Annotated in this window: 19 protein-coding genes; 8 read left to right on the forward strand and 11 right to left on the reverse strand. The window is 70.9% G+C overall.

Annotated features, from left to right (window positions below):
- Positions 1-120 precede the first annotated feature (120 nt).
- Entirely contained in the window at positions 121-1,272 is a 1,152-nt protein-coding gene (locus ACZ7D7_RS27400) for a serine hydrolase domain-containing protein (protein WP_470827705.1), read from the forward strand.
- On the opposite strand, the gene ACZ7D7_RS27405 is transcribed toward ACZ7D7_RS27400, so the two are convergent.
- Together ACZ7D7_RS27405 and ACZ7D7_RS27410 are read right to left on the reverse strand one after the other, a co-directional pair.
- Positions 1,262-1,789, reverse strand: a complete 528-nt coding sequence (locus ACZ7D7_RS27405; protein WP_470827707.1) for a hypothetical protein — start codon at positions 1,787-1,789, stop codon at positions 1,262-1,264. The genes ACZ7D7_RS27400 and ACZ7D7_RS27405 overlap by 11 nt on opposite strands.
- 158 nt (positions 1,790-1,947) lie before the next feature.
- Positions 1,948-3,387, reverse strand: a complete 1,440-nt coding sequence (locus tag ACZ7D7_RS27410) for a gamma-aminobutyraldehyde dehydrogenase (RefSeq protein ID WP_470827708.1) — start codon at positions 3,385-3,387, stop codon at positions 1,948-1,950.
- Positions 3,388-3,568: 181 nt separating this feature from the next.
- Between ACZ7D7_RS27410 and ACZ7D7_RS27415 the strand changes: the two genes are divergently transcribed.
- From ACZ7D7_RS27415 to ACZ7D7_RS27445, 7 genes are all read left to right on the forward strand, one after another.
- Entirely contained in the window at positions 3,569-4,084 is a 516-nt protein-coding gene (locus ACZ7D7_RS27415; RefSeq protein WP_470827709.1) for an Lrp/AsnC family transcriptional regulator, read from the forward strand.
- 2 nt (positions 4,085-4,086) lie between these two features.
- Positions 4,087-5,460: an aspartate aminotransferase family protein gene (locus ACZ7D7_RS27420; RefSeq protein WP_470827710.1), complete on the forward strand. Its 1,374-nt coding sequence runs from the start codon at positions 4,087-4,089 to the stop codon at positions 5,458-5,460.
- 223 nt (positions 5,461-5,683) lie between these two features.
- Complete coding sequence (locus ACZ7D7_RS27425) at positions 5,684-6,424, forward strand: ABC transporter ATP-binding protein (RefSeq protein WP_470827711.1); 741 nt, start codon at positions 5,684-5,686, stop codon at positions 6,422-6,424.
- Complete coding sequence (locus ACZ7D7_RS27430) at positions 6,406-7,995, forward strand: hypothetical protein (RefSeq protein WP_470827712.1); 1,590 nt, start codon at positions 6,406-6,408, stop codon at positions 7,993-7,995. Before ACZ7D7_RS27425 ends, ACZ7D7_RS27430 begins: the two co-directional genes overlap by 19 nt.
- 119 nt (positions 7,996-8,114) lie before the next feature.
- Positions 8,115-8,522, forward strand: coding sequence for a VOC family protein (locus tag ACZ7D7_RS27435; RefSeq protein WP_470827713.1), 408 nt, complete (start codon positions 8,115-8,117; stop codon positions 8,520-8,522).
- Positions 8,523-8,559: 37 nt separating this feature from the next.
- Complete coding sequence (locus tag ACZ7D7_RS27440) at positions 8,560-9,684, forward strand: LOG family protein (RefSeq protein ID WP_470827714.1); 1,125 nt, start codon at positions 8,560-8,562, stop codon at positions 9,682-9,684.
- Between the two features lie 188 nt (positions 9,685-9,872).
- Positions 9,873-10,535 (forward strand): LAETG motif-containing sortase-dependent surface protein, encoded by a 663-nt coding sequence (locus ACZ7D7_RS27445; RefSeq protein WP_470827715.1) that lies wholly within the window; start codon positions 9,873-9,875, stop codon positions 10,533-10,535.
- A gap of 92 nt (positions 10,536-10,627) precedes the next feature.
- Here the strand turns inward: ACZ7D7_RS27445 and ACZ7D7_RS27450 are convergent, their stop codons facing one another.
- The 9 genes from ACZ7D7_RS27450 to rpsB all read right to left on the reverse strand — a co-directional run bounded on the left by ACZ7D7_RS27450 (position 10,628) and on the right by rpsB (position 20,796).
- Entirely contained in the window at positions 10,628-11,686 is a 1,059-nt protein-coding gene (locus tag ACZ7D7_RS27450; RefSeq protein ID WP_470827716.1) for an ABC transporter ATP-binding protein, read from the reverse strand.
- A complete protein-coding gene (locus tag ACZ7D7_RS27455) occupies positions 11,686-13,299 on the reverse strand; it encodes an ABC transporter permease (RefSeq protein ID WP_470827717.1) in 1,614 nt (537 codons plus the stop codon). The genes ACZ7D7_RS27450 and ACZ7D7_RS27455 overlap by 1 nt, the downstream gene beginning before the upstream one ends.
- A 47-nt stretch (positions 13,300-13,346) precedes the next feature.
- Positions 13,347-14,450 carry a thiamine ABC transporter substrate-binding protein gene (locus ACZ7D7_RS27460; RefSeq protein ID WP_470827718.1) on the reverse strand — a complete coding sequence of 368 codons (1,104 nt, stop codon included), beginning with the start codon at positions 14,448-14,450 and terminating at the stop codon, positions 13,347-13,349.
- A gap of 208 nt (positions 14,451-14,658) precedes the next feature.
- A complete protein-coding gene (gene rlmN / locus ACZ7D7_RS27465; protein WP_470827720.1) occupies positions 14,659-15,765 on the reverse strand; it encodes a dual-specificity RNA methyltransferase RlmN in 1,107 nt (368 codons plus the stop codon).
- 337 nt (positions 15,766-16,102) lie between these two features.
- On the reverse strand, positions 16,103-17,269 hold the full coding sequence (locus ACZ7D7_RS27470) for a phosphatidate cytidylyltransferase (protein WP_470827721.1): 1,167 nt from the start codon (positions 17,267-17,269) through the stop codon (positions 16,103-16,105).
- Positions 17,269-17,826, reverse strand: coding sequence for a ribosome recycling factor (frr, locus tag ACZ7D7_RS27475; RefSeq protein ID WP_014675285.1), 558 nt, complete (start codon positions 17,824-17,826; stop codon positions 17,269-17,271). Before frr ends, ACZ7D7_RS27470 begins: the two co-directional genes overlap by 1 nt.
- A 124-nt stretch (positions 17,827-17,950) precedes the next feature.
- Positions 17,951-18,709 (reverse strand): UMP kinase, encoded by a 759-nt coding sequence (pyrH, locus tag ACZ7D7_RS27480; RefSeq protein ID WP_470827722.1) that lies wholly within the window; start codon positions 18,707-18,709, stop codon positions 17,951-17,953.
- 199 nt (positions 18,710-18,908) lie between these two features.
- Positions 18,909-19,745: a translation elongation factor Ts gene (gene tsf, locus ACZ7D7_RS27485; RefSeq protein WP_470827724.1), complete on the reverse strand. Its 837-nt coding sequence runs from the start codon at positions 19,743-19,745 to the stop codon at positions 18,909-18,911.
- Positions 19,746-19,902: 157 nt separating this feature from the next.
- Positions 19,903-20,796, reverse strand: a complete 894-nt coding sequence (rpsB, locus tag ACZ7D7_RS27490; protein ID WP_470827725.1) for a 30S ribosomal protein S2 — start codon at positions 20,794-20,796, stop codon at positions 19,903-19,905.
- Between the last annotated feature and the right edge of the window lie 365 nt (positions 20,797-21,161).

Raw genomic sequence — 21,161 nt, forward strand, 5'->3', positions numbered from 1 at the left:
CCCGGGGGGCGGTTCGCTCGGGGACACGCGGGGGTCGGCGCCCTCCTCGGCGACGATCCGGACGGGCCGGTGAGGCCGAAGGATGATCACGTCCCTCCACCGATCGTCCGAGGAGCCCTCATGCCCGTCCGTCCGACCGTCGTAGCCCTGGCGACCGCGCTCACCGTCGGTCTGACCGCCCTCCCCCTGGCCGGCACCGTCGCTGCGCAGCCGGCCTCCTCCTGCGCCGCACCGGCCGGACGCGTCACCGGCACTGAGGGCCCCGACACCGAGGCGCTGTGCGCCGCGATCGCCGGGTTGCCTGACAAGGACGCGACCGCCGCGCTGGTCCGGGTGGGCGGCAGGGGAAGCTGGTACGGCGTGGCCGGTGTGCGCGGCCTGGACTCGGGCGCACCTGCGCTCGCCAACGCCCGCTTCCGCGCCGGTTCCACGACGAAGATCGTGACTGCGGCGCTGGTGCTGCGGCTCGCCGCCGAGGGGCGGATCTCGCTGGACTCCACCGTGCAGCAGTACCTGCCGGGCCTGCTCACGAAGGACTTCCGGCCCGTCACCGTACGGCAGTTGCTGAACTTCACCAGCGGTCTGAAGCCCGGCGCGTATCTCGGGGAGACCACGGAGGAGATGTACCCGCACCGCTTCGAGACGCTGACGCCCGAGGAGGTCGTCGCCGCGTCCGTAGCCAAGGGCCCGGCGCACGCGCCCGGCGCCGAGCAGCACTACGGCAACATCCACTACACGGTGCTCGGAATGCTGATCGAGAAGGTCACCGGCGACTCCTACGCCCACCAGGCCGCCGTACGGATCTTCCGGCCGCTCGGCATGCGGCACACGTCGTTCCCGGCGGGCCCCGACCCGCGGATCCACGGCCCGCACAACCGGGGGTACGAGAGGGTCGGCGGCCGGCTCACGGACGTCACCGACTGGAACATGTCCGACCGTTGGGCCGCCGGGGACATGATCTCCACGACCGCCGACCTGGAGCGGCTGGTGACGGCGCTGTTCAAGGGCCGCGTCGTGCCGGAGCCGTACCTGCGGGAGATGTTCGCCGTGCCGGACGTGCCCGGTGCGACGATGGCCGCCGCGCTGGAGCGGTTCGAGCTGAACGGCCGGGAGATCTGGGGCAAGACGGGCTCCCGCCCCGGCTACCACACGGTCGTCGCGGCCACCCGCGACCTGTCCCGCACGGTCGTCTACTCCGTCAACTCGACCGACGCGCGCGGCGACGGCCTCGCCATCGCGACCCGCCTCGCCTTCCCGGCGTTCAACCGCTGACGACAACCGCCGTGAGCGGCACGGCGGTCAGCGCCTCCAGCCGCTTGATGCGCCGGCGGACGACGTACAGCGGGATCACTCCGAAGACGCCGAACGCCATGTCGATCACGCTCCACCAGAAGGGGATGCCCCGGATCGGTCCGCAGATCAGGGCCAGCGGAACGATGCCGGCGCAGGCGATCATGCCGAACTCGACGACCCAGATGTTGCGCACGGGGTCGCGGTAGGGCCCGTAGAAGGCGACGGCGATGACCAGGTGCGCAAAGGCGAGCCAGTCGGTGCCGTAGAGGAGGAAGGGGTATTCGGCGTCGGCGGTGTCGAGTCCCTGCCGGACGCGGGTGATCCAGTCCGTCAGGCCGGGCAGGTGCTCGGAGGCGGACACCGCGTGCAACAGGTCCTCGGTCCAGCGCAGTTCATGGACGAGCGGGAACGCCGTGGCGCCGCTGAGCACCAGGCAGACGACGAAGAAGACCAGCCAGGCGCGGATGCCCTTGAGCAGGGCGGCTCTGTCGCTCATGGCAGCAGCGTACGCCCGAGTTGAACATGTTCAAAAACCACCCCCGATGACGCCCGGCACGCCCGGACACACCCGGCAACGCCCGGACACGGCAGGGCCCGGACGGGTACGTACCCGTCCGGGCCCTGCCGTTCGTCGCTCCGCCGACGCGCGGCGGTCTACACGTCCAGCGACGTCATCACGTGCTTCACGCGCGTGTAGTCGTCGAAGCCGTACGCCGACAGGTCCTTGCCGTAGCCGGACTTCTTGAAGCCGCCGTGCGGCATCTCGGCGACCAGCGGGATGTGGGTGTTGATCCACACACAGCCGAAGTCGAGCTTCTTCGACATGCGCATCGCGCGGCCGTGGTCCTTGGTCCACACGGAGGAGGCGAGGGCGTACTCGACGCCGTTCGCGTAACTGACGGCCTGCTCCTCGTCCGTGAAGGACTGGACGGTGATGACCGGGCCGAAGACCTCCTTCTGGATGATCTCGTCGTCCTGCTTGAGGCCGGAGACGACGGTCGGCGCGTAGAAGTAGCCCTTGTCGCCGACGCGCTGGCCGCCCGCCTCGACCTTGGCGTGCGCGGGCAGGCGGTTGATGAAGCCCTCGACCTGCGCGAGCTGGTTGGGGTTGTTCAGCGGGCCGAAGAGGACGTCCTCGTCGTCCGGCATGCCGGTCTTGGTCTCGGTGGCGGCCTTGGCGAGCGCGGACACGAACTCGTCGTGGATCGACTCGTGCACCAGCACGCGCGTGGCGGCCGTGCAGTCCTGCCCGGCGTTGAAGAAGCCGGCCACGGAGATGTCCTCGACGGCCTTGGCGATGTCGGTGTCCTCGAAGACGACGACCGGCGCCTTGCCGCCCAGCTCCAGGTGGACGCGCTTGAGGTCCTTCGACGCGGACTCGGCGACCTGCATGCCGGCGCGCACGGAGCCGGTGATGGACGCCATCGCCGGGGTCGGGTGCTCGACCATCGCGCGGCCCGTCTCGCGGTCGCCGCAGATGACGTTGAAGACGCCCTTGGGCACGATCGAGCCGATGATCTCGGCCATCAGCACCGTGGAGGCGGGGGTGGTGTCCGACGGCTTCAGCACGACGGTGTTGCCCGCGGCGAGCGCCGGGGCGAACTTCCACACGGCCATCATCATCGGGTAGTTCCACGGCGCGACCTGCGCGCAGACGCCGATCGGCTCGCGGCGGACGATCGAGGTGAGGCCCTCCATGTACTCGCCGGCCGAGCGGCCCTCGAGCATCCGCGCCGCGCCCGCGAAGAAGCGGATCTGGTCCACCATCGGCGGGATCTCCTCGGAGCGGGTCAGGCCGACCGGCTTGCCCGTGTTCTCCACCTCGGCCGCGATGAGCTCCTCGGCCCGCTCCTCGAACGCGTCGGCGATCTTCAGCAGGGCCTTCTGGCGCTCGGCCGGAGTCGTGTCGCGCCAGGCCGGGAAGGCCGCGGCGGCGGCCGCCATGGCGGCGTCGACGTCCGCCTGGCCGGACAGCGGAGCGGTCGCGTACGCCTCGCCGGTCGCGGGGTTGACCACCTCGGTGGTCCGTCCGTCGGCGGCGTCGCGGAACTCGCCGTCGATGTAGTTGCGCAGACGTCGCAGCTCGGTGCTCACTGCAGGCCCTCCTGGTGTTCCTGGTGGGGGTTCAAGGTGTCCAACTGCTGAGACACCCACCCTAATCGGTCGCCCCACGTTTTCAACACCCCCGCCGGACCCGTTCCTGCGAAATCCGCAAGCCACACACCCGTAAACAACGAATTTCATCGATCAGGGCTTGCAAAACTGTCGAGACGTCGTGCAGAGTGACGCCGTGGCCAGTCGAAGCGCAGACCAGAGGGACTCCAGCCGGTCCCGGAACGACGGATCCCCGTTGGACGCCGTCTCCCTCGCCATCATCGAGCAGCTCCAGGAGGACGGCCGCCGGCCGTACGCCGCGATCGGCAAGGCCGTCGGCCTGTCCGAGGCGGCCGTGCGCCAGCGCGTCCAGAAGCTGCTCGACCAGGGCGTGATGCAGATCGTCGCCGTCACCGACCCGCTGACCGTCGGCTTCCGCCGGCAGGCGATGGTCGGGGTCAACGTCGAGGGCGACGTGGAGTCCGTGGCCGACGCGCTGACCGCCATGTCGGAATGCGAGTACGTGGTGATGACCGCGGGCTCCTTCGACCTGATGGTGGAGATCGTCTGCGAGGACGACGACCACCTCCTGGAGGTCATCAACAGACGCATCCGGGCCGTGCCCGGCGTGCGCTCCACCGAGAGCTTCGTCTACCTCAAGCTCAAGAAGCAGACCTACATGTGGGGAACCCGATAATCGTGAGCACCGACAGCCCCAAGGACCTCAGCAAGTCCGCGTACGACCACTTGTGGATGCACTTCACCCGCATGTCCTCGTACGAGAACGCCCCCGTCCCCACCATCGTCCGGGGCGAGGGCACGCACATCTACGACGACAAGGGCAGGCGCTACCTCGACGGTCTCGCCGGTCTGTTCGTGGTCCAGGCCGGACACGGCCGCACGGAGCTGGCCGAGACCGCCTTCAAGCAGGCCCAGGAGCTGGCGTTCTTCCCGGTGTGGTCCTACGCCCACCCCAAGGCCGTGGAGCTGGCGGAGCGGCTCGCGCACGAGGCGCCCGGCGACCTCAACAAGGTCTTCTTCACCACCGGCGGCGGCGAGGCGGTCGAGACCGCCTGGAAGCTCGCCAAGCAGTACTTCAAGCTCACCGGCAAGCCCACCAAGTACAAGGTGATCTCCCGCGCGGTCGCCTACCACGGCACCCCGCAGGGCGCCCTGTCCATCACCGGCCTGCCCGCCCTGAAGGCCCCCTTCGAGCCGCTCGTGCCAGGCGCGCACAAGGTGCCGAACACGAACTTCTACCGCGCCCCGATCCACGGCGACGACCCGGAGGCCTTCGGCCGCTGGGCCGCGGACCAGATCGAGCAGCAGATCCTCTTCGAGGGCCCGGACACGGTCGCCGCGGTCTTCCTGGAGCCCGTGCAGAACGCGGGCGGCTGCTTCCCGCCCCCGCCCGGCTACTTCCAGCGGGTGCGCGAGATCTGCGACCAGTACGACGTGCTGCTGGTATCGGACGAGGTCATCTGCGCCTTCGGCCGCCTCGGCACGACGTTCGCCTGCGACAAGTTCGGCTACGTCCCGGACATGATCACCTGCGCCAAGGGCATGACCTCGGGCTACTCCCCGATCGGCGCGTGCATCGTCTCCGACCGCCTCGCCGAGCCGTTCTACAACGGCGACAACACCTTCCTGCACGGCTACACCTTCGGCGGCCACCCGGTCTCCGCCGCGGTCGGCGTCGCCAACCTCGACCTGTTCGAGCGCGAGGGCCTCAACCAGCACGTCCTCGACAACGAGGGCGCGTTCCGCGCCACGCTGGAGAAGCTCCACGACCTGCCGATCGTCGGCGACGTCCGCGGCAACGGATTCTTCTACGGCATCGAACTCGTCAAGGACAAGGCGACCAAGGAGTCCTTCGACGCGGAGGAGACCGAGCGCGTCCTGTACGGCTTCCTGTCGAAGAAGCTGTTCGAGAACGGCCTGTACTGCCGTGCCGACGACCGCGGCGACCCGGTCATCCAGCTCGCCCCGCCGCTGATCTCCAACCAGGAGACCTTCGACGAGATCGAGCAGATCCTGCGCGCCACCCTGACGGAGGCGTGGACGAAGCTCTGACGTCCGGCGGCTGACGGGCTCACGCCCGGCGACTGAGCCGATTGTCCGGCCCGGGATGCACCCTTACGAGTGAGAGGGCGCACCCCGGGCCGCGTGCTGTCCGGCCTCCCGCCCACGGCTGCCTAGCGTGCCCTGTAACCGATCGGCCCTGCGTTCGTTCCCCCGCACGAGGGATTTCGCGAACCGCGCACGGCATTTCTGATCTGAACCGAGGTGTACGCCCATGGTGGCTCCGCCGGACAACGACGTGCTCTGGGCACGCGCCCTGCACCTGACGCACCCCGACGGCTCGCCCGCGCTGCGAGGAGTCTCGCTCGGCGTCCGGGAGGGCGAGATCCTCGCCGTCGGCGGCCCGCGCGGCAGCGGCAAAACGACTCTGCTGCGCTGTCTGTCGGGACAACTGGCCGCCGGAAGCGGCGAGGTCTGGTTCAACAGCGTCCCCGTGCACACCATGACCCCGCTGCACCGCGAGCGGCTGCGCCGCGACCGGTTCGGCTGGATCGACCCGGCACCGGTGCTCGTCCCGGAGCTGAACGTCTGGGAGAACACCGCCCTGCCGCTGATGCTGCGCGGCACCAGCAGGCGGCGCGCCAAGACCGCCGCCCTGGAGTGGCTGGAACGCCTCGACGTGGGCGACGTGACCCGCAAACGGCCGCACGAACTGCGCCAGGCCGAGCGGCAGCGCGTGTGCATCGCCCGGGCACTGGCGCCCGCCCCGACGGTGCTGTTCGCCGACGAGCCGACCGCGCCGCTGCACCGCGCCGACCGCGCCCACGTGCTGCGCACGCTCACCACGGCGGCCCGCTCGCACGGCATCACCGTCGTCCTCGCCACCCACGACCCGGACACCGCGGCGCTCGCCGACCGCACGGTGTCGCTGCTGGACGGGCGGCGCGTACGGACCGTGCACCTGCCGCCGGTGCCCGAGTCGGAAGGCCGGGCCGCGTGCTCGCTCTCCGTCTGACCCGCGGTTCCCACCCGGCCGTACAGCTGCGCCGCCTGCTGGTGGCGACGGCGTCGGCGGGCACCGGGTTCCTGCTGCTGTGCGCCCTCGGTTACGCGCTGAGCCACCCGCCGGAGGGCGCCGCCGTCCGGCTGGCCTGGTGCGCGGCCCCGCTCGCCGCCACCGTGTACCTCGCGGCGGCCGTCGCCCGCACCGACCCGGGCACCCGGCCCCGGCCCGGCCTGTCAGCCATCGGCCTCGGCCCCGCCCGGCTCATGGCGATCTCCGCGACGACGACGGCCCTGTCCTGCACGCTGGGCTCGATGGTGGCGCTGCTGTTCTTCCTCCACCTGCGCGGCGACCTCACGGGCATGCCCTTCGACGGCGCGGCCGCGGAGTTCCTGGCGGCCGACCGCCCGCTGCCGCTGCCGGCGGCGCTGACGCTCCTCGCCCTCGTCCCGGCCACCGCCTCCGTCACCGTGGCCCTGCTGCTGCGCCCCCGCGACGACCGGGCGCAGACGGTACGCCGCGCGGCACGCGCGTACCGGTGGTCGGCGGCCCACGGGCGATTCCTGGCGAACGGCACGGCACCGACGACGAGTCGGCGGGGAGCCGGGCACGGGGCCGGGACGGGGACCGGGCTTGGGACCCGGACTGGGGCCGGGCTTGGGACCCGGACTGGGGCCGGGCTTGGGACCCGGACTGGGACCAGGACCGGGGCCGGGACGGGGACCGGGCTTGGGACCGGGACGGGGACTGGGGCCGGGACGCACGAGACTGGGACGGGGGCCGGGACCGGGGCGCACGATGCCGGGACGGCCGAGGTGGCCGTGCCCGTCGAGGCCAGGGTCAACGGTGACGGCCGTACCGCCGTCGCCGTCGCCGACCGGCCCGCGGCACCCGTGGGCCTCCCGGCACCGGCCGACGGCGGCGACAACGCCGCCGATCCGGCCGTCTCCCCCGCCTCGCTCGTGCCCGCCGCCCGCACCGCCCCCGCCGGCCTCCCCTGGGGCATCGCCGTCACGGCCGCCGGCCTCGCCGTGGAGGCCTACGGCAGCCGCACGGCGGGCGACGGCGGGCTGACCCTGCCCGGCGGCCTCGGCGGCGGCCCCGCCGGTGTGCTGCTCGGACTCGCGCTCACGGTCGCGGGGCTCGCGCTGGCCGGTCCCGGCCTCACCCACCTGTGCGGCCGGCTGCTCCAGGCGGTCCGGCCGGGCGCCCTGCGGCTGCTGGCCGGCCGGGTCCTCATGGCGGAGGCCACCCGCGTCGGCCGCCCCCTCGGCATCGTCTGCGCCGTCGCCGCCAGCATGTACGCGGCGACGGCACTGCACGACGGCCGGGGTCCCGCCGCCGGCCCGCTCACCGTCCTGGGCGCGCTCGTCGTCACCGGCTGCACGGTGGCGACGCTGCTGACCGCCGCCGTCGAGGCCCGCAACGACCGCGCCGACACCACGGCGGCCCTGCTGCGGCTCGGGGCGCCCGCGAGGATGCTGCGCGGCGCGGCCCTGCTGCGCACCGGCGCCGTACTGGCCCTCTTCGTGCCCCTCACGCTGTGCGTCGCGGAGTTGGCCGCGCTGCCGCTCGCGGGCTGAAAGCCGTCCGCGAAAAAACTCCGGGGAGCGGCGATGAGTTCCGCGGGGCGGCCCGGTCTACCCACCGAGCACGTTGGAAGACGTACGACACATCGGAACCACACCGGGAGAGACCGCACATGTACCAGCAGATGATCTTCGTGAACCTGCCCGTGAACGACCTGGACGCCTCGAAGAAGTTCTTCACGGAGCTCGGCTATTCCATCAACCCGCAGTTCAGCGACGACAACGCGGCCTCGGTCGTGATCAGCGACACGATCGTCGCGATGCTCCTCACGAAGCCGTTCTACTCGACCTTCACGAAGAAGGAGATCGCGGACGCCACGAAGACCAGCGAGACGCTGATCGCCCTGAGCGCCGAGAGCCGCGAGAAGGTCGACGAGCTGGTCGACAAGGCGATCGCCGCGGGCGGCACGGAGTCCGGCGAGAAGCAGGACCAGGGCTTCATGTACGGCCGCTCCTTCGACGACCTGGACGGCCACACGTGGGAGATCATGTGGATGGACCCGGCCGCCATCGAGGGCTGACCGGACCGTTCGGCGCACGGATGCCTAGCATGGGCGGGTGCCTCACACACCCGCCCAGGCCTTCCACGCCGCCCACGACCGTGAGATCGAGTCGCTCGCCGAGTTCGACCAGGTTCTCGCCGAGCACCGCACGCTGACCCACTACCGCGTCCAGGCCGTCGACCTGACGGCCCGTACGGACGCCCTGCTGTCGGTCGCCTGCGAGGGCGCCGTGTTCCTCGGCTGCGCGATGGATCCCGAGGCCGCCGCCGCGGTCCGAGCCGCCGGCGCGCTGGTCTTCCCGCCCATACCGGGCGTGCCCTTCGACCCGTACCGCGGCTTCGTCTACACCCCCGGTGAGCTGTTCACTCACCTCGACGAGGGCTACGACGCGACTCCGGACGCCCGCGCCTACGCCTGGTTCCAGGTGACGAAGGCGGACGGTGACGTCTTCTCCTCGATGCTGCGCGCCATCCACGACGACGCGATCTCGGACGCGCTCGACGAACTCCTCGCCGGCGCCCGGGTGGTCGGCGTCATGGGCGGTCACGCCATGGCGCGCGGCACGGACGCCTACGCCGGTGCCGCCCGCCTGGGCCGCGAGCTGGCCCGCGCCGGGTTCACGGTCGCCACCGGCGGCGGACCCGGCGCCATGGAGGCGGCCAACCTCGGGGCGTACGCGGCGCCGTTCGACGACGCCATGCTGGACGAGGCGCTGCAACTCCTCGCCAAGGCTCCGTCGTTCACGCCGTCGGTGACCGACTGGGCGCGCGCCGCCTTCGAGGTGCGCGACCGCTGGCCGGACGGCGGCGCCTCGGTCGGCATCCCGACCTGGTTCTACGGCCACGAGCCGCCGAACGCGTTCGCCGCGCACATCGCCAAGTACTTCGCCAACGCCACGCGCGAGGACGGGCTGCTGGCCCGCTGCACGGCGGGCGTGGTGTACCTGCCGGGCGCCGCCGGCACCGTACAGGAGGTCTTCGACAACGCGACGCCGAACTACTACGAGTCGCGGGGCGAACCGACGCCGATGGTGCTGGTGGACCGCGCGCACTGGACGGAGCGCCTGCCGGCCTGGCCGCTGCTCCGGTCGCTCGCGCGGGGCCGGTCGATGGAGTCGCGGATCGCGCTGGTCGACCGGATCGAGGAGGCGCCCGAGGCGTTGAAACGTCTGGGTCGTTAATGAGACTGCAAAGCCAACCTCCTTGGCCGGCATATGCGTTGACACTCCTTACGCGGCGCTTATAGACCTGGGAGTCTCAGGAGTGCGGTGGTGTCACACCACCCACTCTCAACCCCCCGCATTTGCGCATCACGTGAAGGACCAACGTGACAGTCCTGTCCATATCCCGCCGTACCGTCGCACGTTCCGTGCGCGTTCTCGGTGTTGTCTCCGCCGCCGCCGCTCTCGCGATCGGCGCCTCGGGCAACGCGCTCGCGTGCAACATCAACGAGTTCTCCGCCGCCGCCAAGTGCGACGGAGACAACGGTGTCATCACCGTCACCGACGTCGACCCGGCCGGCGTCCCGGCCACCGTCAGCGTCTACCTGCAGAACAACGGCGCCGACCTGAAGAAGGTCGGCGAGCAGGTCGTCCGGGGCTCGCGCGAGGGCGTCACCATCACCTTCGCCGAGGACTGGAAGCCGAACGCCGAGTACCGCGTCCACGTCGAGGCCAAGCCGTACGTCGACGAGGACATCAAGCCGAACCTCGTCACGCCGGCCACGGCCTGCAAGAAGGACGCGACCCCGACCCCGCCGGCCACGCCGACGCCGACGCCGACGCCCTCGGAGTCCGCCCCGAAGCCGCCCGCGGAGAGCGGCACGCCGACGCCGTCCGCCCCGGAGAGCGCCCCGCCGGCGGACACCGAGAGCAACGCCCCGTCGCCCGCGGGCGGTGACTCGAACCTCGCCGAGACCGGCGCCGACTCCAACACCGGCCTGATCGCCGGGATCGCGGCCGCCCTGGTCGTCGTCGGCGGTGGCGCGGTGTTCTTCGGCATGCGCCGCCGTGGGGCGAACAACGACGGCTGACGCCTGACCCGCACGCGAACGGCCCGTCCCCGGTTCCTTCGGGGGCGGGCCGTTCGGCGTTTCCCACTGCCGTACGGGCGTGCCGGGGGCGTCTATTCCTTGCCGATCGGCGACGCGCCCCCGGACGGCCCGCCGTCGAGGACCACGATCTCGGCCGCGTCGAACTCCACGCCGACCTCCGCCCCCACCTCCGGCGCCGACCGCAGCGCGCACGCGGCTTCGAGGCGCGGCGCGTTCTCCGGCCGGAGCCGTACGGCGACGTGGGTGCCCTTGAAGGTGCGGGCGACCACCGCGCAGCGCAGGCCGTCGGCGGCGGGCACCAGGCGTACCCCGGCGGGCCGCACGAGCAGCGTGCGATGGCCCTGCGGGGCGTCCGCCGGGACGGGCACCTTGCCCCACGGCGTGTCCGCGGCCTCCCCGGTCACCACGCAGTCGGTCACGTTGTCGAAGCCGAGGAAGCGGGCGACGAAGGCGTCGGCCGGCCGCTGCCACACCTCAAGAGGCGTACCGGACTGGGCGATCCGTCCGTCCCGCATGACGACGACCCGGTCGGCGAGTGCGAACGCCTCGCCCTGGTCGTGGGTCACGGCGAGCACGGTGGTGCCCAACCGGCCGAAGAGCTCCCGGAGTTCGACGACGAGCCGCTCGCGCAGCGACCGGTCGAGCTGGCCGAGGGGTTCGTCGAGCATGAGGAGCCGCGGCCGGGGCGCGAGGGCTCGGGCGAGCGCGACCCGCTGCTGTTCACCGCCGGACAGCGAGGCGACCGCCCGGCGGCCGGCGCCCGGCAGCCCGACGAGTTCCAGCAACTCGGCAACCCGTGAGCGCTGTTCGGCCTTGTCCGCCCCGTGCATGCGCAGCCCGAAGGCGACGTTGCCGCCGACGTCCCGCTGCGGGAACAGCTGGTGGTCCTGGAACATCAGCCCCACCTCGCGCCGGTGCGCGGGCACCCCCGCCTGGTCGCGCCCGTCCAGCGACACCCGTCCCGCGTCCAGTGGCTGGAGTCCGGCCACGGCGCGCAGCAGCGTGGACTTGCCGCTGCCGCTGGGGCCGAGGACGCACACGATCTCGTGCTCGGCGACGTCCAGGCCGACCGCGTCGAGGACGGGCCGCCCACCGAGGCGGACGGTCGCGGCTTCCAGGCTCAGCAGCATCAGAACTCCCCGGTCCGGTCGGTCCGCAGCCGCTCAAGCACCAGCAGCGCGACGGCGCACACGACCATCAGAATCGTCGAAAGGGCCATCGCCTGGCCGTAGTTGAGATCGCCGGGGCGGCCCAGCAGCCGTGCCACCGCGACCGGCAGCGTCGGGTTGTCGGGCCGGGCGATGAACACGGTCGCGCCGAACTCCCCGAGGGACACGGCGAACGCGAACCCGGCCGCGATCAGCAGCGCCCGGCGCACCAGGGGCAGGTCCACCTCGCGCCACACCCGCCACGGCGACGCCCCGAGCACGGCGGCGGCCTCCCTCAGCCGCGCGTCCACCGCGCGCAGCACGGGCAGCATGGTCCGTACGACGAAGGGGACGCCGACCAGGGCCTGGGCGAGCGGCACGAGGATCCAGGAGGACCGCAGGTCGAGCGGCGGCTCGTCGAGCGCGATGAGGAACCCGAAGCCGACGGTCACGGCGGACACGCCGAGCGGCAGCATCAGCAGCGCGTCGAAGCCGCGCACGAACGCCCCGGCGTCCCGCCGGGTCAGCGCGGTGGCGGCGAGGCCGCCGATCACCACGGCGATGACGGTGGCGGCGACGGCGTACTGGAGGGAGTTGCCGATGGCCTCGATCGGCGGGACGAGGAACACTCCGCCGTCCTCGCTGGTCAACGCCCGGTAGTAGCCGAACCCGTAGCCGGATGCGTCCGCGTCGAGGGAGCGCTGCACCAATACGGCGAGCGGCAGCAGGAGGAGCACGGCGACGGTGGCGACGACGCCGGCCAGCAGCGCCCACTGCCCCGCGCCGCGCGGGCGCCGGGCGGTGACCGAGGCGTCGACCAGCCGCAGCGCGGTCTCACGGCGGCGCACGGTCCAGGCGTGCAGGGCGAGGATCGCGCCGACGGCCACGAACTGGATCATCGTCAGGACGGCCGCCGTGGACAGGTCGAAGATCTCCGACGTCTGCCGGTAGATCTCGACCTCCAGCGTCGAGAAGGTGGGCCCGCCGAGGATCTGGACGACGCCGAACGAGGTGAAGGTGAACAGGAAGACCATGAGGGCGGCGGCGGCCACGGCGGGCGCGAGGGCGGGCAGGGTGACCTGCCGCCAGGCCCGCAGCGGGGAGGCGCCGAGCATCCGCGCGGCCTCCTCCTGACGCGGGTCGAGCTGGGCCCACAGCCCGCCCACGGTCCGTACGACGACGGCGTAGTTGAAGAACACGTGGGCGAGCAGGATCGCCCACACGGTGGTGTCGAGGCGAACGCCCCACAGCTCGTCCAGGAGCCCGCCGCGGCCGACGAGCGCCAGGAACGCCGTACCGACGACGACCGTCGGCAGCACGAACGGGACCGTGACCAGCGCGCGCAGGAACTGCTTGCCCCGGAACTCGAAGCGGGCGAAGACGTACGCGCCGGGGAGCGCGACGAGGAGCGTGAGCGCCGTGGAGACGAGCGCCTGCCAGCTGGTGAACCACAGGACGTGCCGCACGTCCGACTGGGCCAGCACGTCCGTGATCCGCCCGGGGTGCCAGCCCGCGTCGGTCCGCAGCCCGCGCGCGACGATCGCGGCGACGGGGTGGGCGAAGAACACGGCGAAGAACGCGACGGGCAGGGCCATCAGCCCCAGCCGCGCCGCGTTCCCGCGTCGCCGTGCGGCGGCCCGGCCTACTTCAGTACGAGCGAGGTCCACGACTTGACCCACTGGTCACGGTTCTCGGCGATCTTCGCCGGCTCCAGGGTCCGGGGGTCCTCGGCCTGCGGCCCGAACTCCGTGAACTCCTCCGGCACCTGGGCGCCCTCACGCACCGGGTACACGAACATGTTCATCGGCATGTCCTCCTGGAACCGCTTGCCGATCAGGAAGTCCAGGAGCGCCTTGCCGCCCTCGGCGTTCTTGGCGTTGCTCAGCAGCCCGGCGTACTCGACCTGCCGGAAGCAGGTGCCCTCGGCGACGCCGGTCGGCGCGGTCTCGGGCCTCGGGTCGGCGAAGACGACCTCGGCGGGCGGCGAGGAGGCGTAGGACACGACGAGCGGCCGGTCGCCCTTGGCCTTCTTGCCGCCGGCCGAACCGGAGAACTCCTCGTTGTAGGCCTGCTCCCAGCCGTCGACCACCTTCACGCCGTTGGCCTTGAGCTTCTTCCAGTAGTCCTGCCAGCCCTCGTCGCCGTACTCGGCGGCGGTGCCGAGCAGGAAGCCGAGGCCGGGCGAGGAGGTGGAGGCGTTCTCGGTGACGAGGAGATCCTTGTACTGCGGCTTGACCAGGTCCTCGAACGACGACGGCGGGGTCAGCTTGCGCTTGCCGAACCACTCCTTGTCGTAGTTGACGCAGATGTCGCCGGTGTCGACGGGCGTGACGCGGTGCTTGTCCCCGTCGGCCCGGTACTCGGGGCGGATCTCCCCGGAGTCCTTCGCCTCGTACGGCTGGAAGAGGCCGTTGTCGAGGGCGCGGGACAGCAGGGTGTTGTCGACGCCGAAGAAGACGTCGCCCTGCGGGTTGTCCTTGGTCAGGATGGCCTTGTTGACGGCGGTGCCGGCGTCGCCGTCCTTGAGGACCTTGACCTGGTAGCCGGACTCCTTCTCGAAGGCGGCGACGACGTCCTTCGACGCGGCCCACGAGTCGTGGCTGACGAGCGTGACGGTCTTGGGCGAGCCGGACGCGCCCTGCTCGTCGTCGGACGAGCCGCAGGCGGCGAGCCCGCCGACCAGGCCGAGCCCGACAACGACGGCCGTGAACCGCGTCGCGGTCGGACGCCTGTTGGTGATTCCCACTGAATTCCTCCTGGGGTTGACCAGGAAGAGACGCGGCCCTGCCCGGAACCCCTGGGGTGCGCGGGCAGGGCGCAACAGCTCGAGTGATGACCGATCTCCCTACCCAGAATGACCTGGGCGAGGTTCGGAGGGTCTGCGGCCGGTGCCGCACTCTCAGCGCTGTGGCGCTCCCCTGTCGGAATATGAAGATGTTCTTACGCGGGTCAGGTTACCTCTCGGTCGCGGCGAGCTGACCGCACGCCCCGTCGATCTCCTGTCCACGGGTGTCCCGGATCGTCACCGGCACACCGTGCGCGGCGATGGACTCGACGAACGCCTTCTCGTCCTCGGGCCGCGAGGCGGTCCACTTGGAGCCGGGCGTCGGGTTCAGCGGGATCAGATTGACATGCACGGGCCGCCCCTTGAGCAGCCGTCCGAGCCGGTCACCCCGCCAGGCCTGGTCGTTGATGTCCCGGATCAGCGCGTACTCGATGGACAGCCGCCGCCCGGACTTCGCCGCGTACTCGAACCCGGCGTCCAGCACCTCCCGGACCTTCCACCGGGTGTTCACCGGCACGAGGGTGTCGCGCAGCTCGTCGTCGGGGGCGTGCAGCGAGATCGCGAGCCGGCACTTGAAGCCCTCGTCGGAGAACCGGTTGATCGCCGGCACGAGCCCGACGGTCGACACGGTGATCCCCCGCTGCGACAGTCCGAGCCCGTCGGGCTCGGGATCGGTGAGCCGCCGGATGGCGCCGACGACCCGGTTGTAGTTGGCGAGCGGCTCACCCATCCCCATGAACACGATGTTGGAGAGCCTCGCCGGCCCGCCCGGCACCTCTCCGTCCCGCAGCGCCCGCATCCCGTCGACGATCTGATGGACGATCTCGGCGGTGGACAGATTCCGGTCGAGACCGGCCTGCCCGGTCGCGCAGAACGGACAGTTCATCCCGCAGCCCGCCTGGGAGCTGATGCACATGGTGACCCGGTCCGGGTACCGCATCAGCACCGACTCGACGAGCGTCCCGTCGAACAGCCGCCACAGCGTCTTGCGCGTGGTCCCCTGGTCGGTCGACAGATGCCGCACGACGGTCATCAGCTCGGGAAGCAACGCCTCCTGAAGCCGCGCCCGCGCGGCGGCCGGAATATCGGTCCACTGCTCCGGGTCGTGCGCGTACCGCGCGAAGTAGTGCTGCGAGAGCTGCTTGGCGCGAAACGGCTTCTCACCGACCTCCACGACCGCCTCCTTGCGCTCGGCGGGCGTGAGATCGGCAAGGTGCCGCGGCGGCTTCTTGGCTCCGCGCGGGGCAACGAAAGTGAGTTCTCCGGGCTTAGGCATGGCTGTACCAGTGTCGCAGATCGACTGGGGTGACCTGCCTGCCCCGCCCCGGCGCCCTCCCGGCCCGTTACGTGAACAGCGCCTCCAAGATGTCGGCCAGCCACCCGCTGCGATGCGCGCGGCAGTACTTCCACTTCCGTCTGCGCAGACGGAACCGCGGCTGCCGTACGGCCGCCCCGCAGGTCCGGCACGGTCTCGTGGTCCTGCTCATCGTCGCTCTCTCCCCCTTGCGGACGTCCGCGGGCCCATGACCAAGGCCCGCCGTCCTGTACGGACGACGGGCCTCGTCGATCGGTTGCGCAGGGGCCGGACAGGTGCCCGGCTCGTCCGGCGGGCGTCAGCCCGACCCGACGAACAGCACCAGCAGCAGCCACACCACCGGCGCCGTCGGCAGCAGGGAGTCCAGGCGGTCCATGATGCCGCCGTGGCCCGGCAGCAGCGTGCCCATGTCCTTGATGCCGAGGTCCCGCTTGATCATCGACTCGCCGAGGTCGCCGAGCGTCGCGCTGGCAGCGACCGCGAGGCCGAGCAGCAGGCCCTGCCACCAGGCGCCGTCGTCGATCAGGAACTCCATGCACAGCGCGCCCGCCACCATCGCGAACGTCACCGCGCCGAGCAGACCCTCGCGGGTCTTGCCGGGGCTGATGCGCGGCGCCAGCTTGTGCCGGCCGAAGCGCCAGCCCACCGCGTACGCGCCCGTGTCGCTGACGACGGTCAGCAGCAGGAACGTCAGGACGCGGAACGCCCCGTCGTCGGCGGTGAGCATCATCGCGACGAACGTGGCCAGGAACGGCACGTAGAACGCCGCGAAGACGCCCGCGGTGACGTCCTTGAGGTAGCCCTCCGGCGGTTCCGTCATGCGCCACACCAGCACCGCCAGCGCCGTCAGCGCCATGGCGACCCAGGCGCCCTCGGCACCGCGTACGTAGCCCGCGACGACCATCGCCGCGCCGCCGATCGCCAGCGGCACGAGTGGCGCCTTGATGCCCCTGCGCTCGTCGAGCCGCTTCGTCAGCTCCCACAGCCCGACGACCACGGCGACCGCGACGACGCCCACGAACACGGCCTTGACGACGAACAGCGACGCGACGATGACCGCGCCGAGCCCGACACCAACCCCTATCGCGGCACCCAGGTCACGTCCCGCGCTCTTCTTCTGCGGCTTCGGCGCCGGCTGCGGGGCGTCGGGCATGGGCTCCGGATTCTGCGGCACCTCCCCGTACGGGTGTGCCTGCGGCGTCTCGTCGCGGAACAAGGGGCCGCCCAGCCGAGCGGCCCCCCGGTCGTCATCCTGGTCTCCGCCGTGATCGGGTACGTCGGGCACGATGGGCATGGGACGAGTCTGCTGCGCGTCATGCGCATCGTACGAGGGACCCGCCGGGGCTGTTCCCTGGACATGCCCGTAGGCGTGTCCCTGGGCGGGGCCCCGGTCGGTGGGCCCCCACTGTCCCGCGTGCGGCGGGTACCCGGCTTGTGGCGGCGCGCCCCAGGAAGAGTCGTTCATCAGACCTCGAGCAGCTCCGCTTCCTTGTGCTTCAGGAGCTCGTCCACCTGGGCGACGTACTTCGCGGTGGTGTCGTCGAGCTCCTTCTCCGCACGGCGGCCCTCGTCCTCGCCGACCTCGCCGTCCTTGATCAGCTTGTCGATGGCGTCCTTGGCCTTGCGGCGCACGGAGCGGATGGAGACCTTGGCGTCCTCACCCTTGCCCTTGGCGACCTTGATGTACTCGCGGCGGCGCTCCTCGGTGAGCTCGGGGAACACCACCCGGATGATGTTGCCGTCGTTGCTCGGGTTGACGCCCAGGTCGGAGTCGCGGATGGCCTGCTCGATATTGCGCAGCGCGCTCTTGTCGAACGGCGTCACCACGGCCATGCGCGGCTCGGGCACGGAGAACGAGGCCAGTTGGTTGATCGGCGTCGGCGCGCCGTAGTAGTCGGCCACGATCTTGTTGAACATCGCCGGGTGCGCACGACCGGTACGGATCGCGGCGAAGTCCTCCTTGGCGACCACGACGGCCTTCTCCATCTTCTCCTCGGCCTCGAGGAGGGTCTCTTCGATCACCACTTGCTCCTGCGTGTCTTGAGTAGGCCCGGCTGCGGTTCCTTGTCAGGGCGGCGGCCGGCTGCGTCGCGTCTTCTTCCTGCACGGTTCCCGACCGGCAGGACATTGTCCATCCCCCGGCCGGTCAGTCCCGGCTGCCTTCGTCACCCACAAGCGTGCCGATCTTCTCACCCTTGACCGCGCGCGCGATATTGCCCTCCGACAGAAGCTCGAAGACGACGATCGGGAGCTTGTTGTCGCGGCACAGGGTGACCGCGGTGGCGTCGGCGACCTTCAGGTCGCGGGTGATGACGTCGCCGTAGTCGAGGTGGTCGAACTTGACCGCGTCGGGGTTCTTCTTCGGGTCGGAGTCGTAGACCCCGTCGACACCGTTCTTGCCCATCAGCAGCGCCTCGGCGTCGATCTCCAGGGCGCGCTGCGCGGCGGTCGTGTCGGTGGAGAAGTACGGCATGCCCATACCGGCGCCGAAGATCACCACGCGGCCCTTCTCCAGGTGGCGCACGGCCCGCAGCGGGATGTACGGCTCGGCGACCTGCCCCATGGTGATCGCGGTCTGCACGCGGCAGTCCACGCCCTCCTTCTCCAGGAAGTCCTGGAGGGCGAGGCAGTTCATGACGGTGCCGAGCATGCCCATGTAGTCGGAGCGGGCCCGGTCCATGCCGCGCTGCTGGAGTTCGGCGCCGCGGAAGAAGTTGCCGCCGCCGATGACCGCCGCGATCTGTGCTCCGTCGCGGACGACCGCCGCGATCTCACGGGCGATGGCGTGCACCACGTCGGGGTCGACCCCGAGGCCCCCGCCGCCGGAGAAGGCCTCTCCGGACAGCTTCAGCAGAAACCGGCCGGGTACTTTGCCGTCGTCGCTCTTCTGGGCCTTGGTGCTCATGGGATCTCGCCTCTTTTACGTGTCGCACATACGAAGAAGGCCATTGCCGGTGGGGCGTGGTTCGCATCCCATGCTCGGCAATGGCCTCCTCGTCAGATCTGCTGTCGCCCGCGCCACGCGCGCGCGAAGTGGCCTCCGCGGGCGACATGGCCGACTGCACTCGACCCTATAGGGGCCGGGCGCCGGTCGCGGTACGGACTCAGATGCCGACCTTGATCCGCGTGAAGCGCTTCAGGGTGACACCGGCCTCGTCCAGGATCTTCTGGACGGACTTCTTGTTGTCGAGCGCGTACGGCTGGCCGAGCAGCGTGGCGTCCTTGAAGAAGCCGTTGAGGCGACCCTCGACGATCTTCGGCAGGGCGGCCTCGGGCTTGCCCTCGGCGCGGGTGGTCTCCTCGGCGACGCGGCGCTCGGACTCGACGACCTCGGCCGGCACGTCCTCCTTGGAGAGGTACTTCGGCGCGAAGGCGGCGATGTGCTGGGCGACGCCCTTGGCGATCTCGGCGTTCGGCTTGTCGAGCTCGACGAGGACACCGATCTGCGGCGGCAGGTCGGGCATCGTGCGGTGCATGTACGCCGTGACGTAGCCGTCGGCGAACTGCGCGAAGCGGTCCAGGACGATCTTCTCGCCCAGGTTGGCGTTGGCCTCGTCCACGTACGCCTGGACGGTCTTGCCGGCCTCGATCTCGGAGGCGAGCAGCGCCTCGAGGTCCGCCGGGGAGGTCTTGGCGACGTGCTCGGCGATGGTCGTGGCGACCGACTGGAACTTCTCGCCCTTGGCGACGAAGTCCGTCTCGCACTTCAGCTCGACCAGGACACCGGAGGAGTTGTCGTCGGCGATGATCGAGACGACGGCGCCGTTCTCGGCGGAGCGGCCCTCGCGCTTGGCGACGCCCTTCTGGCCCTTGATACGGAGCGCCTCGACGGCCTTCTCGACGTTGCCCTCGGCCTCGTCCAGCGCCTTCTTGCAGTCCATCATGCCGGCGCCGGTGAGCTCGCGGAGCTTCTTGACGTCGGCGGCGGTGTAGTTCGCCATGAGTCTGTGAGTCTTTCTGGAGTCTGGAAGATCGAAGATCTGCGCGGTCTGCGATCCACATGTAGCTGCGGATGCGCGACTCGCCGCTGACCTACGGGTGAACGGCGGGAGCGGACTTCATGTCACCGCTCCCGCCGTCAACACCGACGCTGACGGGTCAGGCCTGCTCGGCCTCGGCGGCCGGAGCCTCGGCGGGGGCCTCGGTCTCGGCGGGCTTCTCGGCCTCGGCCTCGGCGGCGGGGGCGGCAGCCTCGGCGGCCGGGGCCTCCTCGGCCTTCTTCTCGCCCTCGAGCAGGTCGCGCTCCCACTCGGCGAGCGGCTCGCCCGCGGCCTTCTCACCCTTGCCCTCGGTCGCGACACCGGAGCGGGCGATGAGGCCCTCGGCGACGGCGTCCGCGATCACGCGGGTGAGCAGGGTGACGGAGCGGATCGCGTCGTCGTTGCCCGGGATCTTGTAGTCGACCTCGTCGGGGTCGCAGTTGGTGTCGAGGATGGCGACGACCGGGATGTTGAGCTTCCGGGCCTCGCCGACCGCGATGTGCTCCTTCTTGGTGTCCACGATCCAGACGGCGCTGGGCACCTTCTGCATCTCGCGGATACCGCCGAGGGTCTTCTCCAGCTTGGCCTTCTCGCGGGAGAGGACGAGCAGCTCCTTCTTGGTGAGGCCGGAGGCGGCCACGTCCTCGAAGTCGATCTGCTCGAGCTCCTTGAGGCGCTGCAGACGCTTGTAGACGGTCGAGAAGTTGGTGAGCATGCCGCCCAGCCAGCGCTGGTTGACGTACGGCATGCCGACGCGGGTCGCCTGCTCGGCGATGGCCTCCTGCGCCTGCTTCTTCGTACCGACGAACATGACCGTGCCGCCGTGGGCGACGGTCTCCTTGACGAACTCGTAGGCGCGGTCGATGTACGACAGCGACTGGAGCAGGTCGATGATGTAGATGCCGTTGCGCTCCGTGAAGATGAAGCGCTTCATCTTCGGGTTCCAACGACGGGTCTGGTGACCGAAGTGGACGCCGCTCTCCAGCAGCTCCCGCATCGTGACGACGGCCATGGCCGCTCTCCTTGTGTTTCTCGGTTGTGCCGCGGAAACCGGACGGCTTCCGCGCCTGACGCCCGCGATGCGCCGTGCCGCGAAGGACCGAGGGGCGCTGACACCTGGACACCGGCTCGCGCCGGGCCCCGGTGTCGGGGCGTGCGAAGTCGACCCGGTGACCCGGATCGCCACCAGAAGTGTACGGGACCCGGGAGGCAGCGGGTGACGCCGATACCCACAACGGGACGGTTGTCCACAGGCCGGGGCACCGCCCACCGATCATGCGGCACGGTTCCTGACATGCGAACGAGGCGATACGGGTGGCGGTGGCCGGGCGCGGGCCTGCTGTGGGCGCTGGCGGCGGCGGTGTTGACGGGGGTGGT

It is taken from the genome of Streptomyces sp. NPDC037054 (assembly GCF_055606745.1).